Source organism: Candidatus Rhodoluna planktonica, assembly GCF_001854225.1.
Lineage (GTDB): Bacteria > Actinomycetota > Actinomycetes > Actinomycetales > Microbacteriaceae > Rhodoluna > Rhodoluna planktonica.
This window is the reverse complement of sequence record NZ_CP015208.1, coordinates 920820-944893: the sequence shown is the minus strand read 5'-3', so window position 1 is coordinate 944893 and position 24074 is coordinate 920820. Positions and strand designations below refer to the sequence as shown.

23 protein-coding genes are annotated in these 24074 nt (G+C 52.1%); 22 read left to right on the top strand and 1 reads right to left on the bottom strand.

Annotated elements, in window-relative coordinates; all coding sequences use genetic code 11:
- Positions 1-104: 104 nt before the first annotated feature.
- From A4Z71_RS04705 to A4Z71_RS04690, 4 genes are read left to right on the top strand one after another with little or no spacing between them, the layout of a single operon-like run.
- A complete protein-coding gene (locus A4Z71_RS04705; RefSeq protein WP_070954772.1) occupies positions 105-1343 on the top strand; it encodes an ABC transporter substrate-binding protein in 1239 nt (412 codons plus the stop codon).
- Positions 1344-2474 carry an ABC transporter ATP-binding protein gene (locus tag A4Z71_RS04700; protein ID WP_070954771.1) on the top strand — a complete coding sequence of 377 codons (1131 nt, stop codon included), beginning with the start codon at positions 1344-1346 and terminating at the stop codon, positions 2472-2474.
- Positions 2475-2476: 2 nt separating this feature from the next.
- Positions 2477-3391 carry an ABC transporter permease gene (locus A4Z71_RS04695; protein ID WP_070954770.1) on the top strand — a complete coding sequence of 305 codons (915 nt, stop codon included), beginning with the start codon at positions 2477-2479 and terminating at the stop codon, positions 3389-3391.
- Positions 3388-4188 carry an ABC transporter permease gene (locus tag A4Z71_RS04690; RefSeq protein WP_070954769.1) on the top strand — a complete coding sequence of 267 codons (801 nt, stop codon included), beginning with the start codon at positions 3388-3390 and terminating at the stop codon, positions 4186-4188. The genes A4Z71_RS04695 and A4Z71_RS04690 overlap by 4 nt, the downstream gene beginning before the upstream one ends.
- Before the next feature lie 72 nt (positions 4189-4260).
- Here A4Z71_RS04690 and gabT read toward each other — a convergent pair whose 3' ends face one another.
- The gene (gabT, locus tag A4Z71_RS04685; RefSeq protein WP_070954768.1) at positions 4261-5595 is read right to left on the bottom strand and encodes a 4-aminobutyrate--2-oxoglutarate transaminase; all 1335 of its coding nucleotides are present in this window, start codon (positions 5593-5595) and stop codon (positions 4261-4263) included.
- 64 nt (positions 5596-5659) lie between these two features.
- Here gabT and dxr point away from each other — a divergent pair, with 64 nt between their 5' ends.
- From dxr to A4Z71_RS04595, 18 genes are all read left to right on the top strand, one after another.
- A complete protein-coding gene (dxr, locus tag A4Z71_RS04680; protein ID WP_070954767.1) occupies positions 5660-6745 on the top strand; it encodes a 1-deoxy-D-xylulose-5-phosphate reductoisomerase in 1086 nt (361 codons plus the stop codon).
- A gap of 38 nt (positions 6746-6783) precedes the next feature.
- Positions 6784-8091: a M50 family metallopeptidase gene (locus tag A4Z71_RS04675; RefSeq protein ID WP_084028424.1), complete on the top strand. Its 1308-nt coding sequence runs from the start codon at positions 6784-6786 to the stop codon at positions 8089-8091.
- A gap of 67 nt (positions 8092-8158) precedes the next feature.
- Positions 8159-9319, top strand: a complete 1161-nt coding sequence (gene ispG, locus A4Z71_RS04670; RefSeq protein ID WP_070954766.1) for a flavodoxin-dependent (E)-4-hydroxy-3-methylbut-2-enyl-diphosphate synthase — start codon at positions 8159-8161, stop codon at positions 9317-9319.
- A 23-nt stretch (positions 9320-9342) separates the two neighbouring features.
- On the top strand, positions 9343-11109 hold the full coding sequence (locus tag A4Z71_RS04665; protein ID WP_070954765.1) for a proline--tRNA ligase: 1767 nt from the start codon (positions 9343-9345) through the stop codon (positions 11107-11109).
- A 39-nt stretch (positions 11110-11148) separates the two neighbouring features.
- Positions 11149-12126 (top strand): transcription termination factor NusA, encoded by a 978-nt coding sequence (gene nusA, locus A4Z71_RS04660; protein ID WP_070954764.1) that lies wholly within the window; start codon positions 11149-11151, stop codon positions 12124-12126.
- A gap of 31 nt (positions 12127-12157) precedes the next feature.
- Complete coding sequence (locus A4Z71_RS04655) at positions 12158-12424, top strand: YlxR family protein (RefSeq protein ID WP_084028423.1); 267 nt, start codon at positions 12158-12160, stop codon at positions 12422-12424.
- A gap of 70 nt (positions 12425-12494) precedes the next feature.
- Complete coding sequence (gene infB / locus A4Z71_RS04650; RefSeq protein ID WP_070954762.1) at positions 12495-15203, top strand: translation initiation factor IF-2; 2709 nt, start codon at positions 12495-12497, stop codon at positions 15201-15203.
- An 8-nt stretch (positions 15204-15211) separates the two neighbouring features.
- Positions 15212-15649, top strand: a complete 438-nt coding sequence (gene rbfA, locus A4Z71_RS04645) for a 30S ribosome-binding factor RbfA (RefSeq protein WP_070954761.1) — start codon at positions 15212-15214, stop codon at positions 15647-15649.
- 3 nt (positions 15650-15652) lie between these two features.
- Complete coding sequence (gene truB / locus A4Z71_RS04640; protein WP_084028422.1) at positions 15653-16558, top strand: tRNA pseudouridine(55) synthase TruB; 906 nt, start codon at positions 15653-15655, stop codon at positions 16556-16558.
- Positions 16551-16919, top strand: a complete 369-nt coding sequence (locus tag A4Z71_RS04635; protein ID WP_070954759.1) for a hypothetical protein — start codon at positions 16551-16553, stop codon at positions 16917-16919. The genes truB and A4Z71_RS04635 overlap by 8 nt, the downstream gene beginning before the upstream one ends.
- A gap of 68 nt (positions 16920-16987) precedes the next feature.
- Positions 16988-17980 (top strand): phosphate ABC transporter permease subunit PstC, encoded by a 993-nt coding sequence (gene pstC / locus A4Z71_RS04630; RefSeq protein ID WP_070954758.1) that lies wholly within the window; start codon positions 16988-16990, stop codon positions 17978-17980.
- On the top strand, positions 17980-19053 hold the full coding sequence (gene pstA, locus A4Z71_RS04625; protein ID WP_070954757.1) for a phosphate ABC transporter permease PstA: 1074 nt from the start codon (positions 17980-17982) through the stop codon (positions 19051-19053). The genes pstC and pstA overlap by 1 nt, the downstream gene beginning before the upstream one ends.
- Positions 19054-19056: 3 nt before the next feature.
- A complete protein-coding gene (pstB, locus tag A4Z71_RS04620) occupies positions 19057-19842 on the top strand; it encodes a phosphate ABC transporter ATP-binding protein PstB (protein WP_070954756.1) in 786 nt (261 codons plus the stop codon).
- A gap of 125 nt (positions 19843-19967) precedes the next feature.
- Entirely contained in the window at positions 19968-20987 is a 1020-nt protein-coding gene (locus tag A4Z71_RS04615; protein ID WP_070954755.1) for a substrate-binding domain-containing protein, read from the top strand.
- A 63-nt stretch (positions 20988-21050) separates the two neighbouring features.
- Complete coding sequence (locus tag A4Z71_RS04610) at positions 21051-22109, top strand: substrate-binding domain-containing protein (protein ID WP_070954754.1); 1059 nt, start codon at positions 21051-21053, stop codon at positions 22107-22109.
- Positions 22110-22154: 45 nt separating this feature from the next.
- Complete coding sequence (locus A4Z71_RS04605) at positions 22155-22541, top strand: hypothetical protein (RefSeq protein WP_070954753.1); 387 nt, start codon at positions 22155-22157, stop codon at positions 22539-22541.
- A 9-nt stretch (positions 22542-22550) separates the two neighbouring features.
- Entirely contained in the window at positions 22551-23483 is a 933-nt protein-coding gene (locus tag A4Z71_RS04600; RefSeq protein ID WP_070954752.1) for a bifunctional riboflavin kinase/FAD synthetase, read from the top strand.
- A 97-nt stretch (positions 23484-23580) separates the two neighbouring features.
- Positions 23581-24024, top strand: coding sequence for a hypothetical protein (locus tag A4Z71_RS04595; protein ID WP_070954751.1), 444 nt, complete (start codon positions 23581-23583; stop codon positions 24022-24024).
- The last annotated feature ends 50 nt before the right edge of the window (positions 24025-24074 follow it).

Genomic DNA, 24074 nt, shown 5'->3' with positions numbered 1-24074 from the left:
GTATTCCGGCAAACAATTCTGTGGCAGTATTTTTAGTGATATGCATTGGTGCATATTTGATTGTGCTGACCGGGCTTTGCCCACGCAATTGAAGGAGTCACGGCATGAATAAGCCACTTCCAGAAGATCCAATGATGCGCGAGCTGATTCAAATGGCCCGACGTCACCAAATGACTCGACGCACCGCACTAGCAGGTGCTTCGGCAACGGCAGCGGCTCTCGCTCTAACTGCGTGTGCACCAGCCGGCAGTGCAAAGGCTGAGCTGACTCCAGCAGCCGACTTGTCCGACTCCGAGAAATTGTTGGTCTGGCACAACTGGTCGCTTTACATGGATGAAGACGATGCCGGTAACTACCCATCACTGCAAAAGTTTGAAGCCGAGACCGGTATCAAAGTCGAATACAAAATTGAAATTGACGACAACGACACCTATTACGGCAAGGTAAAAGATCAACTAGCCCTTGGTCAAGACATCGGCGCAGATGTTGCCTGCCCGACCGAGTGGATGGCAGCCCGCTGGGTAAACAACGGTTACGTGCAAAAGTTTGACTCTGCGAATATTCCAAACAAGAAGAATTTGGCTCCAGCTTATCTGGGTGCTGCCTTCGACCCAGAACGCGATTACACGATTCCTTATCAGGGCATTTTGGCTGGAATCACATACAACAAGGTTGAGTACAAGAAGGCCACCGGCAAAGATGCACCAACCAGTCTTGAAGACCTGTGGGATCCAGCACTAAAGGGTCGCGTCGGAGTTCTTTCCGAGATGCGCGACACCATCGGTCTTATTTTGCTTGCTCAGGGAATAGACATCTCAAGCGAGTCAAGCCTTACCGAGGATGCATTCATGAATGCCATTGATTTTTTCGCGGCTAAGGTCTCTGACGGTCAAATTGCTCGAATTAAGGGAAACAGCTACTCCGAAGATCTAGAAAATGGTGACACCATTGCCGCAATTGCGTGGTCTGGAGATACAGTTCAGCTGAATTTGAGCGCCGAGGAGGAGAAGTACGGCTTCTTCATCCCAGAGAGCGGTGTTACCATTTCGGCAGACCTCTTCACTGTGCCTATGGGGGCCACACACAAGAAAAACGTCGAAGAACTAATTAACTTCTACTACGATCCAGCAAATGCCGCCATGCTGGCTGCCTGGGTGAACTACGTAACCCCAGTGGTTGGTGCAAAAGAAGAAGCTATGAAGCTAGATCCTGCTCTGGCCGAAAACCAGTTGATCTTCCCAACATCCGAGTTCTTGCAGAATGCGCACGGTTTCCGTTCGCTAACCGGTGCCGAAGAACTTGCCTTCACCAAGGCATTCCAAGAAGTATTGCTGGGTGCATAAGTGGCAACAGAATTTGTTGCCCGCGGCGCTGATTTAGAACTCAAAGCTATTCGCAAAGAGTTCCCTGGCTTTGTCGCAATCGAAAACCTCGACTTGCATATTCCCGCTGGTGAATTCTTCGCGCTGCTTGGGCCATCCGGTTGTGGTAAGACCACAACATTGCGTTTGATAGCTGGCTTAGAGCAGCCTACTTCAGGTCAAATTTTGATCGGGGGCAAAGACGTAACCGAGGTTAAGGCCCACGAACGACCAATCAATACCGTTTTTCAAAGTTATGCGCTGTTTCCGCACATGACAATTCTTGACAATGTTGCTTTTGGTTTGCGCCAGCGCAAGGTAGACGATCCGCTGCCAAAGGCTCAAGCAGCCCTCGACCTTGTCGAATTGGGTCACCTGGGTGCTCGCCGTCCGCAACAGCTTTCCGGTGGACAGCAGCAACGCGTTGCTCTGGCTCGCGCTTTGGTGAACCGTCCTTCGCTACTACTGCTCGATGAGCCGCTAGGCGCCCTCGACTTGAAGTTGCGCCGCCAAATGCAAATTGAGCTCAAGGCCATCCAGATGGAAGTTGGGCTTACTTTCTTGCACGTTACCCACGATCAAGAAGAAGCCATGGACATGGCTGACACCGTGGCAGTTATGAACAAGGGTCGCATCGAACAAATGGGTGCGCCTGAGGCTCTTTATGATCGTCCGAAGACTGCGTTCGTGGCTAAATTCCTGGGTCAGTCAAATCTGTTTGTTGGAAATGTCACCGAAGAAAACGCAGAATCGGTAAGTATCAACTGCAACGGCAACAAAATCACAGTTCCGAAGCGTCGCGCTGAGAAGCACAGTGGCAAGATAACCGTTGGTGTTCGACCAGAGAAGGCGTTCTTCCACGAGGAGAAGCCAGCTGAAGATACAAATGTGAACCTTATTGGCCCTGGTGAAATCATCGACATCCGCTTCACGGGAGTTTCGAACCAGTATTTGATTGAAATCCCAAACCTTGGAAACATAACCGTATTCGCTCAAAATATTGGCAAGAGTCCGGTGATCGAACTGGGTGCTCAGGTCTGGGTCAGCTGGAAAGTTGATCACACTTTTGGTTTGTCTGACTTACCTGACGGCACCACCGACGACGCGGAGTAATCGTGGCATTCGCGGCATTCGGCTCGGCTCCAGCGGCAAAGTCTGGCGCACCAACTAAATCTTCGAGGATTGCCTGGATTTTGTTGGCGCCCGGTTTGGCTTACCTGGCGGCTTTCTTTCTTACCCCGTTGTTTTCCCTAATCATCACTTCACTTCAGGTTCCTGATGCATCGGGTGAGATTGGGCGATACCAGTATGGATTCGCAATCGAAAATTACTGGAACGTAATTGAGACTTATCTGCCTCAAATTTTGCGTTCATTTGCGTATGCCATTGCGGCGACAATTTTGGCGCTGATTATCAGTTACCCGCTGGCCTACTTCATTGGAGTCAAGGCTCGCCGTTGGCCACTGCTGCAAGGTCTAATGCTGACCCTGGTCATTGCCCCGTTCTTCATCAGCTTCTTGCTTCGTACTTTTGCGTGGAAGCAGATTTTCTCAAATGAGTCGTGGATCGTAACAACACTGCAGACCCTCGGGATGCTGGCTCCAGATCAGTATCTGGTGGGAACTGATTTCATGGTCATCTTCGGTTTGACCTATAACTTCATCCCTTTTATGACTTTGCCGCTTTATACCGCTCTCGATCGACTGGATTTGCGTTACCTCGAGGCAGGGGCAGACCTATATGCATCACCGGCAACTACTTTCAGGAAAATTACATTGCCGCTTACGATGCCTGGAATCATCTCAGGAACGCTACTAACTTTTATTCCTATTGCCGGAGACTACATCAACGCCAGCCGAGACTTTTTGGGAAGTTCGGACACCACGATGATGGGAAACGTCGTCGAATCTAACTTCTTGCGCATAAACGATTACCCATCGGCATCAGCCTTGTCCGTTTTGCTAATGGGGGCCATCTTGGCTTTGGTCTTTTTCTACGTGAAGAGATCAGGAACTGAGGACCTCCTATGAAAATTTCTCTCGGCAAGTACTTGCTTCCGCTTTACGCCATCTTGGCCTTTGTTTACCTACTTATTCCAATCGGGTACACATTTGTCTTTTCATTCAATGACACCTTCAAATCCAACATCGCCTGGCGCGGGTTTACCTTCAATAACTGGCTCAATGTCTGTGACGAGCAAGGGGTCTGCCAGGCATTTGCAAATTCAGTACTAATTGGAGTTGTATCAACATTCATTGCGACGGTTTTGGGCACGATGATTGCCATCGCTTTGGTGCGCTACCGTTTCAAATTCCGTTCCGGGATATCACTGCTGTTGTTCTTGCCGATGGCTACGCCAGAGATTGTGTTGGGTGCGGGACTTGCTGCTCAGTTCTTAAGCCTGGGCACCCAGAAGGGCCTAGTAACCATCATCATCGCTCACGTTATGTTCTGCCTGAGCTTTGTGGTTGTGACGGTGAAGGCTAGGGTAGCGAGCCTCGATCCAGCGCTTGAAGAAGCTGGTCGTGATCTATACGCATCGCCGGCACAGGTCTTCTGGAAGATAACATTCCCGCTTTTGTTGCCGGGTATCATGGCGGCTGCGCTGTTGTCGTTTGCCCTCAGTTTTGATGACTTCATCATCACCAACTTCAACGCCGGTTCCGAAACTACTTTCCCTAAGTACGTCTACACCGCTGCGGCTAGAGGAATCCCGGCTGAGGCCAACGTGGTTGGATCAGCGGTGTTTATTTTGGCAATCGCCATTGTGGTAGTTGTGCAGGTTCGCTCAGCTAGAAAGCAGAAGCGACTCTTAGCCGCAAAGTAATGGTTAATAACTAATGGGGAGGGCATCTGCCCTCCCCATTAGTTTTGCCGTAAACAGCTTTAGCAGCGCTGACTACAGGGCTGCTAGACCTTGTTCTAGAACCGACAGTGCGTCTTCTAGCAACTCGTCGCTAATTGCCAACGGTGGCAGGAAGCGAATCACGTTGTAGTGGGTACCTGCGGTCAAAACGAAGATTCCGTTTGAATGCATGTGCTTAGCCAGAGCGTCAACTGCGGCCTTGCTTGGGTTTAGAGTGCCTGGTTCGACCAGTTCGATTGCGATCATAGCGCCGCGACCACGAACATCTCCGATAACCGGGTACTTGGCTTTCAACTCGTTTAGTCGACGGGTTAGCAGCTCGCCGATTGCAGTGGCGCGCTCGAGCACCCCACCATCCTCAATCTGCTTTAGAACCGAGAGTGCAGCGGCAGCCGAAACTGGGTTTCCACCGAAAGTTCCGCCTAGGCCGCCAGGGTGTGAGGCATCCATAACCTCAGCGCGACCGGTAACTGCAGAAATCGGCATACCGCCGGCAATACCTTTCGCGATGGTGAACATGTCAGGCTCAAAGCCCTCTTCCCATTCGCTGGCAAACCATTTACCGGTACGAGCAACACCTGATTGAACCTCATCGGCCACCATTAGCACGCCGTTTTCGCGGGCCCATTTCGAGATGGTTGCCAAGAAACCAGGTGCCGGCACGATGAAACCACCCTCACCCTGGATCGGCTCGATGAAAATGGCAGCTAGATCTTCGACTCCGACACGCTTTTCCATGTAGGAGATTGCGCGACGGGCCGCTTCTTCACCGGTCATTCCCTGTGGGTCGCGGTATGGGTACGACATTGGCACGTGTTGAATGCTTGCCGCGGTTGGACCAAAACCATTACCGTACGGAGCATTCTTGAAATTCATTGAGAAGGTCAGGTTGGTTCGACCGTGATATGCGTGGTCAAAAACAACAATGCCGTTCTTGCGTGTTGCTTTCCGAGCAATTTTTACGGCATTTTCTACGGCTTCAGCGCCGGAGTTGAACAGTACCGATTTCTTCTTGAAGTTTCCCGGAGTGTGCTTGTTTAGTAGCTCACAGACCTCAACGTAGGACTCGTATGGTGTGGCGGTAAATAAAGTGTGGGTCAGGTTTTGTACCTGAGTTGCAACGGCCTCAACAACACCAGCGTTGGTGTGGCCAATTGTGGTCACACCGATACCCGAGCCAAGGTCAATCAGTTGATTACCGTCAATGTCAACCAGGATGGCGCCATTGGCTTTTTCAATGTAGACCGGTAGGGCTGCTCCGGCGCCGGCAGAAACTGCCTCTAGGCGTCGTGCATGCATGGCCTGCGATTTTGGTCCGGGGATAGGGGTGATGACTTTGCGCTCTTGCGGAATTGTGAAATCGGTCATAGAAATAGTCTAATCCCGCTTTCTGGTGCGCTGATTCAGCCAAATGGGTGGCAAGATGTAAATCGTGCGTCGAGTAATTATTTTGGGTTCAACCGGTTCAATAGGCACCCAAGCCTTAGAGGTTATCGCTCAAAATCCAAGTGAATTTGAAGTGGTTGGTCTAGCGGCCGGAACTAATCGGCAGCTGTTGGATCAGCAGGCCGAAAAATTTGCTGTGTCGCGTGCGGTGCAGGGGGCCAGAGCTGCTGCAGAGATGGTCCGTGAGCTTGATGCCGATGTTGTGGTGAACGGTATTACCGGTTCGGTGGGTTTGGAAGCGACCTTGGCCACCTTGGAAACGAACAAGGTTCTGGCGCTGGCTAACAAAGAATCATTGATTGTTGGCGGCAAGTTGGTCACTAACCTAGCGAAACCTGGCCAGATTGTCCCCGTTGATAGTGAGCACTCGGCACTCGCGCAGTGTTTACTGGGTGGCTCCAAGGACGAAGTTGCCAAGCTGATTTTGACCGCCTCGGGCGGACCATTCCGAGGTTTTTCCCGAGAGCAATTGGCTGAGGTAACTCCACAGCAGGCTCTTGCCCATCCAACGTGGGTCATGGGAAAAGTTGTCACCACAAACTCGGCCACCTTGGTAAATAAGGGGCTCGAACTCATTGAAGCCCACCTGCTCTTTGACATCCCTTTCGACAGGATTGAAGTCACGGTGCATCCGCAGTCGGTGGTTCATTCCATGGTTGAGTTCACTGACGGTTCGGTACTGGCCCAATGTTCTCCGCCCAACATGAAACTGCCAATTGCGCTTGGTATGTCGTGGCCACGCCGTTTGCCCAATATCGCTCCAGCCTGCGACTGGTCAAAAGCTGCCACCTGGACGTTTGAGCCTCTGGATGAGTCTGTCTTCAGAGCGGTCGCGCTAGCTCGACGGGTGGGGGAGGCTGGGCTAACCTATCCGGCCGTCTATAACGCGGCTAATGAGCAGGCTGTCGAAGCGTTCCATCAGGGAAAAATTTCCTTCTTGCAGATTGTTGAAATTATTGAACGGGTAGTCGATGTGCATACTGCCGAGGCAGAGCTCTCGCTTGACTCAGTCCTGCGGGCCGAAAAGTGGGCCAGAGACCACGCGGATGCCTTGATGGCGAGAGCCTGCTAGGTCAGTAGATTGTCAGACTTTAGGGTTACCCTGTTACCGTGATTGACATCATCCTTTACTTTTCAGGCATCGTTTTTGTTGCCGCCGGCATAGGTTTGTCAATCGGTTTGCACGAATTAGGTCACCTTTGGCCAGCAAAATTGTTCGGTATAAAAGTTCCTAAATATGCAATCGGTTTTGGCCCAACGCTTTTCAAGAGGCAGGTTGGTGAAACCGAGTACTCGCTCAAGCTAATTCCGCTGGGTGGCTTCATCACCATGATCGGCATGTATCCACCCGATAAAAAGCCAAATAAAAAGCGACGTTTCGCCGACTTAATTGCCAGTGCTAGAAACGCACACTCAGAATACGTTCAGCCAGAAGACCATTCCCGAATGTTCTACAAGTTGCCCGTTTATAAGCGGGCAATCATCATGTTTGGTGGGCCTTTCATGAACCTAATTCTTGGTTTTGCGCTCATAATTTCTGGTCTCTCTGCCATTGGTGAACCTCAACGCAGCACCACTATCGAAGAAGTTTCACAGTGCATCCCTCAAATCGTCGACGCTAAGACAGTGCCATGTGACCCGGCAACTGCGGCACCATCGCCGGCAACTTTGGCGGGGTTGTTGCCAGACGACAAAATTTTGGCAATCAATCAGGTAAATGTTGCAACCTGGGCCGAGGCCAGCAAATTACTCGTCTCCGCTGAAACACTCAATCTCACGGTGCAGCGAGGTGCCGATCAGTTGCAGATCAGTGTCACTCCAGTCGAGGCCCAACGTCCACAGTTCGACACTAACGGTGCGATGCAGTTAGACGAATCCGGAAATCCAATTCTGGTTGCCACTCCGGTGCTGGGCATTGTGCTCAAAGATCAATTGGTGCCGCTGTCTCTTTCGGCATCATTTGAGCGAGCATCAATGGCTCTAAATCAGACCGCAATCATGTTGCTCGATTTGCCGAATCAGGTCGCACAAATTGCAACCGCTACCTTCGGAGGCGAAACACGCTCAACCGATGGTTTGGTTTCAATTGTTGGAGTTGGGCAAATTGCCGGTGAAGTTGCGTCCTCCAATAATTTTGAAGTGTTGCAAAAACTCTCAGTCGGTTTCTTGATTCTGGGCTCACTGAACTTTGCATTGTTTGCCTTCAACATGGTTCCGCTATTGCCGCTCGACGGCGGCCACATCGCCGGTGGCGTCTACGAGGCAGTGAAGCGCAGGGCATACAAAGTTCTAAAAAGGCCCGATCCTGGTCCGGCAGATACTGCATTGCTGATGCCGCTCACATACGTCGTATTTTTGGCCATCATCGCACTTTCACTACTGCTAATTTTTTCCGATCTAGTCAATCCAATTATTTAGCGTCTGGCTTGGGCATACTTCCACCGCTGCCGCTGTTAGATTATGTGTTGTTGAAAGTGAGACGATTTTGCCTGCAGTAAATCTGGGTTTACCTAAAACTCCGCCACCAACTATCGCCCCGAGACGAAAGTCCAGGCAGATTATGGTTGGCAAAGTTGCAGTTGGTGGCGATGCCCCAATCAGCGTTCAATCAATGTGCACCACCCCCACCACCGATGTGAACGCAACACTTCAGCAAATCGCTGAACTTACTGCTTCCGGTTGCGACATCGTTCGAGTAGCTGTGCCCAGCCAAGATGATGCAGATCGCCTGGCGCTCATAGCTCGCAAATCTCAAATCCCGGTTATTGCCGACATCCACTTCCAACCCAAATACGTTTTTCAGGCTATCGATGCCGGCTGCGGTGCTGTTCGAGTCAACCCTGGCAACATCCGCCAATTTGATGACAAAGTCGGTGAAATCGCCAAAGCAGCCAAAGATGCTGGAGTTTCAATTCGAATCGGTGTGAACGCCGGATCGCTTGACCCTCGTTTGCTGCAGAAATATGGCAAAGCTACTGCCGAAGCCTTGGTTGAATCAGCCGTTTGGGAAGCCAGCCTCTTTGAAGAGCATGACTTCCACGATTTCAAAATTTCGGTTAAGCACAACGACCCGGTAGTGATGGTAAAGGCCTACGAGATGCTGGCCGAACGCGGTGATTGGCCGCTACACCTTGGAGTCACCGAGGCCGGTCCTGCGTTTCAGGGCACCATCAAATCTTCAGTAGCCTTCGGCGCTTTGCTGGCTAAAGGTATCGGCGACACCATTAGGGTGTCTTTGTCAGCGCCACCGGTTGAAGAGATCAAGGTTGGCTCACAAATTCTCGAGTCACTAAACCTGCGACCTCGAAAACTAGAGATTGTTTCATGTCCAAGTTGCGGACGTGCTCAGGTCGACGTTTACACCCTGGCTAATCAGGTGACCGAGGGTCTGCAGAAGATGACTGTGCCGCTTCGAGTTGCCGTAATGGGCTGTGTTGTAAACGGCCCTGGTGAAGCTCGAGAAGCTGATTTGGGTGTTGCCTCAGGTAACGGCAAAGGGCAAATTTTTGTCAAGGGCGAAGTAATCAAGACAGTGCCCGAAAGTGAAATCGTGGCCACCCTAATAGAAGAGGCCAACCGGCTAGCTGCCGAGATGGATCCGGCACTGATTGGTTCGCCACAGGTTGTTGTCGCGCAAAACGACTAGCGCCAAAGGCTAGCATTGTCTTCATGCCTATCCGACTATCTCAACTTTTCCTGCGCACTCTTCGCGAAGACCCGGCTGATGCCGAGGTAAATAGCCACCGGCTGTTGGTGCGCGCTGGTTACATTCGCCGGGCTGCGCCAGGCGTTTACACCTGGCTGCCACTGGGGCTTGCGGTGAAGGCAAAAATTGAGCGCGTGGTTCGAGAGGAAATGGCTAATGCGGGTGCTCAGGAAGTATTCTTCCCAGCGCTGCTGCCGAGAGAGCCTTTCGAAGCCACGAACCGTTGGACCGAGTACGGCGACAATCTGTTCCGGTTGCAAGACCGAAAAAAAGCAGATTATTTGCTGGCTCCGACTCATGAAGAGATGTTCACTCTGCTAGTCAAAGACCTCTATTCGAGCTACAAAGATTTGCCAGTCTGCCTCTATCAAATTCAAAACAAGTATCGAGATGAAGCCCGACCACGAGCGGGTCTGCTGCGCGGCCGCGAATTCGTGATGAAAGATGCCTACAGTTTTGACTTGACCGATGAAGGTCTCACCGCTTCCTATCGGGCTCAGCGAGATGCCTACGAGCGAATTTTTACCCGACTGGGCGTAGATTACGTAATCGTTAAAGCTGATGCCGGAGCCATGGGTGGATCGGCTTCAGAAGAGTTTTTGTCACCGAGCCCGATTGGCGAAGACACCTTCGTTCGATCACCCGGCGGTTACGCGGCTAACGTCGAAGCCGTTACTACGGTTGCACCCGAAGCACTGCCAATCAATGGTTTGCCCGAAGCGAAGGTGCATCCATCGCCGAATACGCCAACTATCGAAACCTTGGTTGCCTTAGCCAACAAGGATGTGCCAAGAACTGACGGCAGACTTTGGAACGCCGGCGACACCCTAAAAAACGTGGTTCTCGCTTTGACCAGCCCAGAAGGCAAGCGTTCTCTAGTGGTTGTTGGCTTGCCCGGTGATCGTGAAGTTGACGCTAAACGTGCTGAAGCAGCTTTCTCACCAAATGAGGTTGAGCCAGCCAGCGAAGCCGATTTTGCGGCAAACCCAGAGCTGGTCAAGGGTTACATCGGTCCAGTGAAAAATGGCCAACAGGTATTGGGTATCAAAGGTTCCAGCAAGATTCGCTACCTACTAGATCCTCGGGTAGTCGATGGCACGGCTTGGATCACCGGAGCCAATGAAGATCAGAAGCATGTCTTTGATCTGGTCAAAGGTCGTGACTTCGATGCTGACGGTGTCGTTGACATTGCTGAAGTTCGCGCAGGCGACCCAGCACCGGATGGTTCGGGTCCGCTCGAATTGGCTCGAGGCATCGAAATCGGACACGTTTTCCAGCTCGGTCGCAAGTACGCCGAGGCCCTGGGGCTTCAGGTTCTTGATGAGAACGGCAAATTAGTAACAGTGACCATGGGTTCCTACGGAATCGGCGTCACCCGTCTAGTTGCTGTTCTCGCCGAGGCCAACAACGATGAAAAAGGTTTGATTTGGCCTGAGGCAGTTTCGCCAGCTGATGTCTATGTGGTGGCAGCCGGCAAAGACGACCACGTCTATGCCGCTGCCGAGCAGCTGGTTGCCCAACTGGAGAGTGCCGGAAAGACCGTAATTTTCGACGATCGAGTAAAAGTAAGTCCGGGAGTGAAATTCGGTGATGCCGAACTAATCGGTGTTCCGAACATCCTGATTGTTGGTAAAGGCCTAGAGCAGGGCGAAGTCGACCTTTGGAATCGTCGAAGCGGCGAGCGCCGCTCAGTGCCGTTAGAATCGGCAGTAGCAGAACTAGTCAAATAGTTCACATCTGACAACTGACTATTGGCCGGGAGGCATCGCATGGACATCGATTTGAGTGTTCTCAGAGTTTTAGAACGCGAAAAAGAAATTCCATTTGCCGAATTGGTTCAAATTATTGAAGCCGCAATTTTGGCTGCCTATCACAAGCATGTTGGCAATCACGATAAGGCTCGTGCCGAACTGCACCGAACAACCGGCCACGTCACTGTTTACGCGCCGATTGTTGACGATGAGGGTCAAGAAATTGGTGAGCAGGAAGTCACTCCGGAAAACTTTGGCCGCATTGCCGCGTACGCAGCAAAGCAGGTAATTGCATCTCGCTTGCGCGAAATCAGCGATGACACCCTGATGGGCGAGTTCAAAGGCAAAGAGGGTGACATTGTCGCCGGAGTAATTCAGCAGGGGCCAAAACCTTATATGGTCTATGTTGACCTGGGCACAATTGAGGCAATCATGCCGCCGGAAGAACAGGTTCCCGGCGAAGATTACTCACACGGAAAACGAATCCGCGTCTATGTAACTTCGGTAAACCGCGGCACTCGCGGCCCACAGGTTACCGTCTCGCGCACCCACCCGTCGCTGGTTAGAAAGTTATTTGCGCTCGAAGTTCCAGAAATTGCCAGCGGGGTAGTAGAGATTGTCTCGCTGGCTCGCGAGGCGGGACACCGAACCAAGATTGCTGTTCGAGCACATGACCCGGCAGTGAACGCCAAAGGTTCTTGCATTGGTGAACTGGGTCAGCGTGTTCGCGCGGTGCAGGCTGAACTAAATGAAGAAAAGATTGACATCGTAGATTTCAGCGATGATCTGCCAAAGTTTGTGGCCCAGGCGCTAAGCCCGGCAAAGGTTTCATCTGCTTTCACTTTGGATGCGGCCGCAAAATCGGTTCGTGTCTTGGTCCCTGATTTCCAGCTCTCATTGGCTATCGGTAAAGAGGGTCAAAACGCTCGTTTGGCAGCAAAACTAACCGGAGCGAAGATTGACATTCAACCTGACAGCATTCTCGAGCAAGACTAGTTCTTCTCGATAAGCCGACTGTAGGGCTAGAATGAAACCTGTTAGAACCTGCGTCGGATGTCGCGGGCGCTCTCCAAGAACCGAACTAATGCGAATCGCTGCGAAATCAAATCTGGTTTTTCTAGATCTCACAAAGTCGGCAAGCGGCAGAGGCGCCTGGATTCACCCAAGCTCTAGTTGTTTAGTTCTGGCAATTGACCGTAAGGCAATAGCGAGATCGATGCGATTGGCTCTGACCGACGCAGATTATCTGATTTTGAAAGAACAGGCAGAAATGATGTTTGCAAAAAATGAGTAGCTCGAAATGAGTACCCAAAAGCTTTAACGGCCTGCCCTGTCTTGGGGTTGGCCCAGACAGGAGAAACTAAGTGGCGCTTCCACGCGTATACGACATCGCTAAAGAACTTGGCATCGATTCCAAGGTTGCTTTGGCCAAACTCGCTGAACTCGGAGAGTTCGTTAAGAGCGGGTCATCAACTATCGCCCCACCGGTTGCTAAAAAACTGCGCGAGGCGTTTCCAAATGCTAAGCCAGCCGAAGAAAAGCCTAAAGTTGCTGCCACTAAAGCGGCACCTGCGGCACCGGCAACCGAATCGCCAGTTCCTGCGTCGGCTGCTCCTGCTGCACCAACGCCAGCTGTCGCTGCTGCTCCTGCGGTTGAGGCTGCGTCAGCTGCTGCTGCGCTAGCACCGACACCTGCTGCTCCTGCGGCTCCGAAATCCGCTGCTGCAGCAGGTGCTGCAGCTACACCAGCTGCTCCAGCGCCAGCTGCTCCAACTCCCGGAATTCCAAGACCGGGCAATAATCCTTTCGCTTCGGCTCAGGGAATGGGTATTCCACGCCCAGTTTCTCGTCCGGGAAATAATCCTTTTGCTCCATCACAGGGAATGGGTCGTCCAGGCGCACCTCGTCCAGGTGCTCCACGCCCAGGAACCCCTCGTCCGGGTGGTCCTCGTCCGGCTGGTGCCGGCGGCGCTCCACGTCCGGGTGGTCCTCGTCCGGCTGGTGCCGGTGGCGCTCCGCGTCCGGGTGCGGGCGGTGCGCGTCCAGGTTTTGGTGCTCCAGCCGGTGGTGGCTTTGGTGCACCTCGTCCAGGTGGTGGCCCTGCTGGTCGCGGTGGTCGCGGTCAGGGTGCCGGCACTGCTGGAGCCTTTGGTAAGGGCGGCGGTCGCGGAGCATCCAAGGCTAGAAAATCGAAGCGTGCGAAACGCGAAGAATTCGAACAGAGAAGCAATGCACCATCGCTTGGTGGTGCAGTAGTTCCACGCGGTGACGGCTCGACTGTCTTGCGTCTTCGCCGCGGTGCTTCAATTCAAGACTTCGCCGACAAGATTGATGCCAATGCTGGTCAGTTGATCACGGTGCTATTCCACCTCGGTCAGATGACCACTGCAACTGCATCTCTCGATGAAGAGACTTTCCAAATTTTGGGTGAAGAACTCGGCTACAAAGTCGAGGTTGTTTCTCCAGAAGATGAAGAGCGCGAACTGTTTGAAGGTTTCGGTCTAGACGTCTCAACCGACTACGACGATGACGACGCAGACCTAGTCTCGAGACCACCTGTGGTCACAGTTATGGGTCACGTTGACCACGGTAAAACTCGCTTGCTTGACAGCATTCGTAACTCGAACGTAATTGCTGGCGAAGCCGGCGGTATTACCCAGCACATCGGTGCCTACCAGGTGCACGTCGAGCACGACGGTGTCGATCGCGCAATTACCTTTATCGATACTCCGGGTCACGAAGCGTTTACCGCCATGCGTGCCCGTGGTGCTCAGGTAACCGACGTTGCCATCTTGGTTGTTGCCGCCGATGACGGTGTAATGCCGCAGACTATCGAGGCTTTGAACCACGCTCAATCGGCCGGTGTGCCAATTGTGGTCGCGGTTAACAAGGTTGATAAAGAGGCTGCCAACCCGGCCAAAATTCGTCAGCAACTTACCGAGTTCAACTTGGTTGCTGAAGAGTACGGTGGCGATGTCATGTTTGTTGATGTCTCCGCGCTGACCGGTAAGGGCATCAAAGATTTGCTCGACGCCGTTCTACTAACCGCAGACGCTGCGCTTGATATGCGAGCCAACCCGAACAAGGATGCTCGCGGTGTTGCCATCGAAGCCAACCTAGACAAGGGTCGCGGTTCGGTTGCCACCGTTCTTATCCAATCCGGAACGCTGCATGTTGGAGATTCGATTGTCGCCGGTGCGGCTCACGGTCGAGTCCGCGCCATGTTTGACGAAAACGGCAACCCGGTCGAAGCCGCAGAGCCAAGTCGCCCGGTCCAGGTTCTCGGTCTTCAGTCAGTGCCTCGCGCTGGTGATACCTTCGTGGTCACCGATGATGAGCGTCAAGCTCGTCAAATCGCGGAAAAGCGTGAAGCAGCCGATCGAAACGCCTTGTTGGCCAAGACTCGTAAGCGTGTCAGCCTCGAAGACTTCACCAAGGCTCTCGAAGACGGCAAGGTTGAAGCACTCAACCTCATCATCAAGGGTGACGTTTCTGGTGCGGTTGAAGCCCTCGAAGACTCGTTGCTCAAAATCGAAGTCGACGACTCTGTCCAGTTGCGAATCATCCACCGTGGTGTCGGTGCAATTACCGAGTCAGACGTCAACCTTGCTACCGTCGACAGCGCAATCATTATTGGCTTCAACGTCAAACCAGACAACAAAGCCAAAGAGCGTGCCGACCGCGAAGGTGTTGACATTCGTCACTACTCGGTTATTTACGCTGCCCTCGAAGACATCGAGAATGCACTCAAGGGCATGCTCAAGCCTGAGTACGAAGAGGTCCAGACCGGTACTGCTGAAGTTCGCGAAATCTTCAAGTCCTCGAAGGTTGGAACCATCGCTGGTTCGATTGTTCGCTCGGGAAGCATCAAGCGAAATGCCTCGGCTCGCGTATTGCGCGACGGTAAGGTCATCGCTGATAACCTCAAGGTCGATTCGTTGAAGCGATTCAAGGATGACGCCACCGAAGTCAAGACCGACTACGAGTGTGGTATCGGGCTCAGCTCGTTCAATGACATTCAGATCGAAGACATTATCGAGACCTTCGAAATGCGCGAGAAGCCTCGGGCATAAGGAAAAAAATGGCAGATGCAGCGCGTGCTCGGAAGTTAGCCGAAAGAATCAAGGTTTTGGTTGCCACCGCTCTTGAAAAGGCGGTGAAAGACCCAGATCTAGGTTTTGTGACAATCACTGAGGTGAAGGTCACAGCTGACCTCCAGCACGCGACCATCTACTACACCGTTTTCGGTGACGAGTCAGAGAAAAAGCGCAGTTCTGAAATCATCGAAAAGAACAAGGGTCTTATCCGTCGCGAGGTGGGTCATGGTTTATCAATCAGGCTCACCCCAACGATTGAGTTTGTTGTCGATGAAGTCCCCGAGGTAGCCTCACAGCTCAACGAGCTATTGGCTGAAGCCAAGGCCAGAGACGAAGAACTGCACAAAATTGCTGAAAAGGCCGCCTACGCGGGCGAAGAGAATCCTTACCGCGAGCCGAAAAAAATCGACGACGAGGATTAGTCCTTGCAATCTGGCTTGCTATTGGTTGATAAGCCCGAGGGGATGACCAGCCACGACGTTGTCGCTAAAGTGCGGCGCTTGGTTGGAACCAGAAAAGTTGGTCACGCCGGCACACTCGATCCGATGGCAACCGGCTTACTGGTGCTCGGGATTGAATCGGCAACAAGGTTACTGACTTTTATCGTCGGAGCCGATAAGACTTACGAGGCCACAATCAGGTTAGGTGCGAGCACTGTTACCGACGACCGCGAATCTGATTTTTTGGCAATCGCACCAAAAGAAACACTTGAGTCGCTGAGTGAATCGCAGATTTTGCTCGAAGTGGCAAAACTTACCGGCGAAGTAATGCAGGTACCCTCTTCGGTCTCGGCAATAAAAATTGACGGTCAACGGGCCTACGCCAAAGTGCGCGGGGGAGAGGCAGTCGAACTAGCCTCTAGGCCGGTAACGGTAGAGCGCTTTGAGTTGCTGGCTCAACCTCGATGGGTTGAAGTTGCTGGAAATAGTTTTTTAGAAATTGATGTAGTTGTCGACTGCTCTTCAGGAACCTACATTCGGGCCCTGGCCAGAGACTTGGGTGCTGCTCTAGGTGTTGGCGGACACTTGAGTGCGCTTCGTCGAACTAGGGTTGGCGGCTATCGGGTTAGCGACGCCTATCGCTTTGATCAAGATTTCTCGGCGACTGCAATCATGCCAAACGCCCAGGCAGCTCGAGAGATATTTCCTGAGATCCAGCTTTCTGCTGCCGAAAAACAAGATTTGGTCCATGGCAAGCGCATCGCTAATCGCATCTGCAGCACTGAGTCGATAGCTGCCTTTGACTCAAATGACCGGCTGGTAGCAATACTTGAACCGGTTGGTGCAAATCTCAAGTCAGCTGTGGTGTTTGCGGAGGCAATAAATGATTGATTGGTTTTATCAATTACAACTTTGGGTCGCGGTCGCTGCTGGTCTAGTCGCGCTGATTTTTGGGTTGATCGGCAGAATTCCGAGCGGTTTCACGGTTGCGCTATCTGCGGTAGTCGAACTAGGTCTGGTGATTCAGCTTGCGGTTAGCATATCGATGGTTTTCCTCGGTTTTGTCGCTAAGCAAGACACAGTTGAGTTTTTTGCCTATCTGATAGTCGCGCTAATGGTGCCGGTTGGCGCAGTTTTTTGGGCTCTAATTGAGCGCGGACGTTGGTCAACTGTTGTTCTTGGGGTCGGCTCACTCACTGTGGCGGTCATGCTGGTACGCATGTGGCAGATCTGGACCGGCTCACAAATTTAGGTATTGAATTCACCTCACGTTAACTTAGAAACAAGGTTGATTTCACCCATCCGATTCAGGATTGGGGCATGTCCCAGATTGACCAGCGAGATTCTTCGTCGAAAGCGATTCCAGCTAGACGCAAGTTAGTCACAAAGCCATCCAGTTTGGGTGACAAAATTTTCTATCGGGTTGCAGCAACCGCAGCCAATTTTTCAATCGCGTTAGTCGCGCTCATCCTGGTCTTTCTGGTTTATCGCTCTTGGCCGGCGCTGGAGACTCAGGGTATCGACTTTGTCTTTGGCAGTAACTGGGATGCGACTGCCGAAAAGCCGGTCTTTCAAATTTGGCCGATGCTGTGGGGATCTTTTCTAATTTCGGCTCTCGGAGTGCTGATTGCAGTGCCGATGGCAATCGCGGTTGCCTACTTCATTGAATTTTTGGCGGCTAGGCCAATTGCAAAAACAGCTACCGTGCTGATCGATCTGCTGGCCTCGCTGCCATCGGTGGTGCTGGGGCTTTGGGGGTTTGCGGTCTTTACCCCGATCGCTGCTGGCTGGGGCGAATTGCTCAATCAATACTTTGGTTGGATTCCAATCTTCGAGAACAACACTGAGGGTTTTGTCGCCTCGCCGTTTATCGCAGGTTGGATTGTCGGAATCATGATTGTGCCGATTATTGCTTCGATTTCGCGAGAGATTTTTAGCCAAATCGATAAAGACCTCATCAACGCAGCCAAGGGACTGGGCGGCTCCTCGGCCACCATTTTTCGTCAGGTAATTCTGCCAACAGCATCCGGCGGTGTCGTCGGTGGAGTTTTACTGGGATTGGGCCGTGCCTTGGGCGAAACAGTTGCAATTTTCTTCGTGCTAAATCTAGTTTTTGAAACCAACTGGTTCAGCATCTTGGAACAGCGCGGAGGTTCTATCGCCTCGCACATTTTGGCGCGGTTCGGCGAGGCGACACAGGCCGAAATCAGCGCACTAATGGCCGCAGGTCTTGTGCTGTTTGTGATGACTTTGATTATCAACGTGATCGCATCCTGGATCGTAAATAAAGCTCAACCTTGGAGAAAGAACTAATGGCCGCCCCATCCCTGACTCCGCTTGCACGCCCCGCTAACGCAGCACCCTGGGCCAAGGTTAACCCGAAGTCAAACTTGCTTATCATTTTGGCTTCGACTGTCCCAGCGCTGATTGGTGCAGCAGCTTTCTTTTTAGGCCTGCGAATTGAGTTGGCGCTACTCGTGGTTTTTCTGCCGGTGCAAATTGTGGCAATTCTGATTATCGGCACTATCCTTCATGGCAAGCGTGGCCGAAGCGATGGCTTGCTGATGATCTTCACCATATTTTTCACCGTCTTGGTGTTGGCCCTTTTGTTCTCGGTGCTTTGGTCGGTCATCAGCAACGGTCTGGGCACCCTCAGCGTGCAATTCCTGACTCAAAATAACGTCTACATTTCGACGACGACTTCGCTTGAGTACGGAGGTGTGGGGCACTCCATATTGGGCACCGTGCTGATTGTGGGCCTAACTACGATTTTCACTGTGCCGCTCGGAATTTTGATCGCGGTTTACCTCACTGAGACCCGCGGCAAGACCCGCAGCCTGGTGCGCACTCTGGTTCAGTCAATGTCAGGCTTGCCATCCGTTGTCGCTGGTCTATTTGTTTTTGCGGCGTTCATTTCAACCGGGGTGACCCAGTATGCGGGCTGGGCCGGCTCTCTGGCCCTTTTGCCGCTGATGTTGCCAACCGTGACCAGAATTGCCGAAGAGTCACTTCGATTGGTGCCGGGTGATCTTCGCTGGGCTGCTGTCGGCCTCGGCGCACCAAACTACCGAGCCTTTTTTCAAGTAGTCATGCCGGCTGCGAAAAGCGGATTGGTGACCGCAATTCTGCTGGGTATTGCTCGCATTATCGGCGAAACGGCGCCGCTGCTGCTAACCACTTTTGCGGCATCCACGACCTCGTTCAATGTTTTCGAGGGTCCGATGTCAACTTTGCCGACCTACCTTTACAGCTACATCTCAAACCCGGCAATCCAGAGCGTTCAACGTGCCTGGGGCGCGGCGCTGGTGATTGTTCTTCTGGTCGGTGTGTTGTTTACCGCGGCACGCATCCTTACTCGCAACAAGATGACTACTAAGAGAAAGTAACTCATGTCAACCACAGCACTAGCAACCAGTCTCTATTCAGAAGACGTAAACGTCTGGTTTGGCGAGCGTCACGTCCTCAGTAATGTCAACCTGAATTTTCCGGCCAACAAAGTCACCGCGCTAATTGGCCCCTCTGGCTGCGGCAAGTCAACTTTTTTACGCACCCTTAATCGCATGCACGAACTTATTCCTGGAGCAGGCTTGGCTGGCTCGGTTTACCTCGATGGCGAAGACATCTATGCCGACGGAGTCGATCCAGTTGGCGTTCGCTTGCGGGTAGGTATGGTTTTTCAGAAGCCAAACCCATTCCCGACCATGTCGATCAAAGAGAACATTCTCTCTGGCCTAAACCTCTCCGGTCGCAAGATCCAAAACGGCGAAGAATTGGTAACCACTTCTCTGCAGCGCGCTTCTATGTGGAACGAGGTTAAGGACCGCCTCAATGATCCGGCGATTTCGCTTTCGGGAGGTCAGCAGCAACGACTTTGCATTGCGCGTTCTTTGGCGATGAACCCCGAGGTGCTTCTAATGGATGAGCCCTGCTCGGCACTGGACCCAGGTTCAACCAGACGTATTGAGGAAACCATTGAAGAGCTATCAGAAAGCATGACCATCGTAATCGTTACGCACAACATGCAGCAGGCTCAACGAGTTTCGCACCAAACCGCGTTTTTCTTGGCAGAAGATGGCAACCCGGGTCACGTGGTTGAATTCGGTGCCACCGAACAGGTATTTGATCAGCCGGTTGACCCACGAACCAACGACTATGTCAACGGGCATTTCGGCTAACCAGTTCAACTGCTGTTCACTCAAACTTCCGCCGGTCTTTAGCAAGAACACAAGATTCGTTCACCAGGTTTCTATCTACTTAGAAATGTCGGAAAACCGAATTAACAACAAGGAGAAGAAACATAATGTTTCGTAAAGTAATCGGCATCGTAGCCACAGCTGCAGTTGCAGTTTCAGTAGCATTCGCTGCTCCAGCTTCTGCTGCCGGTGTAGCACTAACTGGCGAAGGTTCATCTTTTGCTAACACCTATGTAAAGAACGTAGAGGCTAAATTCAACGCTAAGGGTGGCGCTCAGGCAAACTACACCAAGAGCTCGTCTGGCAAAGGCCGCACCAACGTCAAAGACGGCAAGGTCGACTTTGCATTCTCAGACGCAACCTACAAGGCTGCTGGCGAGAGCGTGCCTACCAACGTTGTCACTTCTCCAATGTTCGGCGGTCCAATCGCTTTGGTTTACAACTTGCCAACCGTTGGTCAGGGCCTTCAGTTGACCCCAACTGTTCTAGGTCAGATTTTCAACGGCACCATCACTGACTGGAACGATGCTCGAATTGCTCGAATCAACAAGGGTAAAAAATTGCCTGCCAAGAAGATTCAGGTAGTCTTCCGAGCCGCTGGTTCGGGTACCACTTTCAACCTAACCGAGTACCTAACCGACAACAAAGTTGCCGGTTGGACCACCAGCTCGGACTTCACCAAGGCTTCAGGCTCAGCCTCAGTCGTAGGTGTTTCAGTTCCGGGTTCAGCCGAAATGGTTTCAAAGGTTGACTCAACCACTTACACCATCGGTTATGTCGATCTTGCCGATGCAGTTGGAAAAGACCTTGTCTTCGCAAAGTTGCTAAACGGCAACGGCCAGTATGTTGCTCCTACCGCTGCTGCAGCCAAGGCATTCCTAGCAGTGCAGCGGGTACCGGCTGACGGCCAGGTAAACATCAACTTTGCCCAAAAGGTTAAGAATGCTTACAACCTAAGCATCTTTGTCTACGGCGTAGCCAACATCTCTGGCGATGCCGAGAAGGTTGCCGGAGTGAAAGCTTTCTTCACCCAGGTGCTTTCCTCAGCTGCTCCTGCAGGCTACGTAGCACTTTCTGGTGCTGCCAAGACTGCGGCAACCAAGCAGCTAGCCAAAATCAAGAAGTAACAAAAATAGCGGGGGAGCGCGGTCATTCTTGACCGCGCTCTTCACCAATTGGGAGAGAACAGAATGATCCGCAAAGTAACCGCCGCAATTATTGCCAGCGCTGTTGCCCTTGGTCTCTCGGCCTGCACGCCGCCGATGCCTCCCGAAGTCTTGGCTGCACTTGCCGAGCAGGAGTACACCTGCATCGAAGGCGAGGCCCAGCTCTCTGTTCCTGCATCAACAACCGACATGGGGCCAGGTTGGGCCCTTGCTGCCAGCGAGGCCTGCCCGGGTATGAACATCGCTGCAGTCGCCGACGAATTTGAAAATTCCGATTTGATCTTTGGTACCAGTGCCGAGCAATTTGCGGTTTGTAAACCTTCGGTAACCGTGCCATTCGCAGTTGATGGCGCAGTTTTGGTTTACAGTTCGGCTGATGGCAGCTCAGTCAATCTGACTCCTGAACTAGTTGGAAAAATTTTCGCTGGAGAAATATCTGACTGGTCTGCCCCTGAGATAACTGCCGCAAATTCTGGCTTTGAATTACCCGCTTCACCGATACAAATAAACAAATCTGCTAGTGGGCAAAATGTAGTCGCCTTCCAAGCCTGGCTCGACCACCTCGGGGTGTCGCTAGATTTCTCTGATTGGGAAACGGTTGACCCCAGTGCCGACGATTTATTTTCTTTTCCTGAAGGAACACTCTCGCTAGTGCCTTACTCACTGGCCGCTGAGCAGCTGTTTACCCCGGTCGGCATCATTAAGGACGGCGCCGATCCGACATCGGCAATAATTGCGGATGCGGCCACCTTAGGTTCAGCGGCCACTCAATTCAAGATTGAAAAAACTGCAAATTCAGTTTCAGTCAGCTACGACCCTAGCCTGACGCCTACTGCCGCGGCTGGCCAAGATGTTGCAAGCACACCATATGGGGCCGTTTACACTCACAATTTGGCTATCTGCGGCGAACCAACTTTGCTGAAGCGAGCGATTGCAAAATTTATCCTGCGTCAAGACCAGCAGGGTGCTATCGCCGCCACATATTTTGTGCAAATTCCAGAATTTTTGAGGGTGGAAAACCTGCGCCTGGTATCGGTTGGCCTACCAACCCCTTCGTTCAATCCCGAAGATTTCCAGCAGTAGCTAGTGTGTGATTCACGGCATTTTTGATTGCCGTAGGCTTAAGCAATGCCAAAAAATAACTCTCTCGGTGTCGGGCGCGTTCTAATTGCTGTTTATGCGGTATTTGCCGTTTCTGCGACCGCCCGAGCTAGCTACCAGCTTTTTAGAGAGTTTGACCAGGCTCCCGTTGCCTACTCACTATCGCTAGTCTCAGCTCTGGTCTACTTAGTGGCGACCATTTCATTAGCCCGGTCAGGCCCGATGGCTGCAAAAGTTGCTCGAATTGCTATTTGGTTCGAACTGCTCGGAGTAATTTCGGTTGGCACCTTGAGCCTGACCGTTCCAGAGTTGTTCGCTCATCCTTCGGTCTGGTCAGTTTTTGGCATGGGTTACGCCTTCATCCCGCTGCTGCTTCCGATATTTGGCCTGCTGTGGCTTCGAAAAATGGGGTGAAGCTGAATCGTGGATAACTGGAAATCGGTGGCCGATAGGCCGAGTGACTACGCAAGTCTGGCCGTGGCAATTGGCAAGTTTGATGCCCTGCACTTGGGGCATCAGGCACTATTGAACGAACTAGTTGAAGCCGCTGAAAATCACGGCCTGGCGCCAGCCGTAATAACCTTTGATCGCCACCCAGCTGCAACGCTGACACCAGAAGCAGCGCCCACTCCCATCATCGGTAAGTCGCAGAAAGAACATTTTCTGACGGAGGCCGGAATTTCCGCCATTTTGACTTTGGAATTCAACGATGAGCTGGCGGCACTTAGCCCTCGTCAATTTGTGGAACGGGTTTTGGTGCCGCTTGACACAAAATACGTTGTGGTTGGCGATGATTTTCGATTTGGTTCAAACGGCAGCGGAACAGTTGCGACTTTGCGCGAGCTTGGCTCTGAGTTTGGTTTTGCAGTGAAATCGGTGGCAAAAGTAAATGCTCTGCGCGCACCAATTTCCACTTCGCGGATTCGAAATTTGCTCGATGAGGGTGAGGTGGATCAGGTTGCCAAACTTTTGGGGCGCCCACACCTGACCACCGGTGTAATCGAGCACGGACTCAAGATTGGTCGCACCATCGGCTTTCCTACCGCGAACATGAGCCGAGATGCAGAAGGCTACCTGCCACGAGATGGCGTCTACGCAGGTTGGCTTTATGCTGACGGCCAGCGTTATCCAGCTGCTCACTCGGTGGGTATCAATGAAACTTTTCAGGCTGTGCCACGTTTAGTCGAGTCACACGTGCTAGATCGCGACGATCTTGACCTGTACGACAAAGTTGTTTCTCTGGAATACATCGATTTCATTCGTCCAAATGTGAAGTTCAATTCAAAAGAAGAACTCATCGAGGCAATCAATAAAGATCTTGATCAGGTTCGCAAAGCTCTTGGCATCTGCTGGTAATTTGACATTCAGGTAACTTCCAGAGACATCCCAGATTTCCTTCATCAAGCACTGTCATTCTCACTTTAGACATTGGGTCTAACAGAAAGAGAAAATCATGGCAAAGAAATCTAGCGAGACAGTTGATAGCAGCAACCTGGGTGAAGAATCGCAAAGTCCCTATTTAGAAACCGACAAAAAGCAACGAAAGTTTTTTGGATCTAAAGGATTTCGAGTCGCGGCAATAGCGGCCGCTGCAAGCCTGGCACTTGGTGGTGTTTTCGCCAGCGGTATTGCCCTGGGTCAAATCACCGCTCACGTAGAGGGTCCCGCTTTTAGCCAACCCGACCGAACAGGCAAAGATCACTTGGGCAAGCCTGGCGAGCCAGGACATCGTGGTGAACGGTCGGTCGAGCGTCACTCCGATGTGCGCCACTCGGAAGGCTCAGGGCAGGGGTTTGACTTTGCGCCTTGGCAGCCGCATGATCACGATGTTGATGGCAACGACATTCCGCTACAACCGATGAATTCTGGTTCGGAAACGACTGCTCCAAGAGCCTAGTCGTCAGTGATAAAAATAGGGCAGCCAAATTTGGCTGCCCTATTTCTTTT

Excerpts from the sequence above, each read along its gene's own strand:
- A4Z71_RS04605 (WP_070954753.1), top strand. The coding sequence starts at position 22,155 with ATGCCAAAAAATAACTCTCTCGGTGTCGGGCGCGTTCTAATTGCTGTT.
- gabT (WP_070954768.1), bottom strand. The coding sequence starts at position 5,595 with ATGACCGATTTCACAATTCCGCAAGAGCGCAAAGTCATCACCCCTATC.
- pstA (WP_070954757.1), top strand. The coding sequence starts at position 17,980 with ATGGCCGCCCCATCCCTGACTCCGCTTGCACGCCCCGCTAACGCAGCA.
- A4Z71_RS04615 (WP_070954755.1), top strand. The coding sequence starts at position 19,968 with ATGTTTCGTAAAGTAATCGGCATCGTAGCCACAGCTGCAGTTGCAGTT.
- pstC (WP_070954758.1), top strand. The coding sequence starts at position 16,988 with ATGTCCCAGATTGACCAGCGAGATTCTTCGTCGAAAGCGATTCCAGCT.
- nusA (WP_070954764.1), top strand. The coding sequence starts at position 11,149 with ATGGACATCGATTTGAGTGTTCTCAGAGTTTTAGAACGCGAAAAAGAA.
- A4Z71_RS04665 (WP_070954765.1), top strand. The coding sequence starts at position 9,343 with ATGCCTATCCGACTATCTCAACTTTTCCTGCGCACTCTTCGCGAAGAC.
- A4Z71_RS04690 (WP_070954769.1), top strand. The coding sequence starts at position 3,388 with ATGAAAATTTCTCTCGGCAAGTACTTGCTTCCGCTTTACGCCATCTTG.
- A4Z71_RS04705 (WP_070954772.1), top strand. The coding sequence starts at position 105 with ATGAATAAGCCACTTCCAGAAGATCCAATGATGCGCGAGCTGATTCAA.
- rbfA (WP_070954761.1), top strand. The coding sequence starts at position 15,212 with ATGGCAGATGCAGCGCGTGCTCGGAAGTTAGCCGAAAGAATCAAGGTT.
- A4Z71_RS04635 (WP_070954759.1), top strand. The coding sequence starts at position 16,551 with ATGATTGATTGGTTTTATCAATTACAACTTTGGGTCGCGGTCGCTGCT.
- A4Z71_RS04610 (WP_070954754.1), top strand. The coding sequence starts at position 21,051 with ATGATCCGCAAAGTAACCGCCGCAATTATTGCCAGCGCTGTTGCCCTT.
- A4Z71_RS04655 (WP_084028423.1), top strand. The coding sequence starts at position 12,158 with ATGAAACCTGTTAGAACCTGCGTCGGATGTCGCGGGCGCTCTCCAAGA.
- A4Z71_RS04595 (WP_070954751.1), top strand. The coding sequence starts at position 23,581 with ATGGCAAAGAAATCTAGCGAGACAGTTGATAGCAGCAACCTGGGTGAA.
- pstB (WP_070954756.1), top strand. The coding sequence starts at position 19,057 with ATGTCAACCACAGCACTAGCAACCAGTCTCTATTCAGAAGACGTAAAC.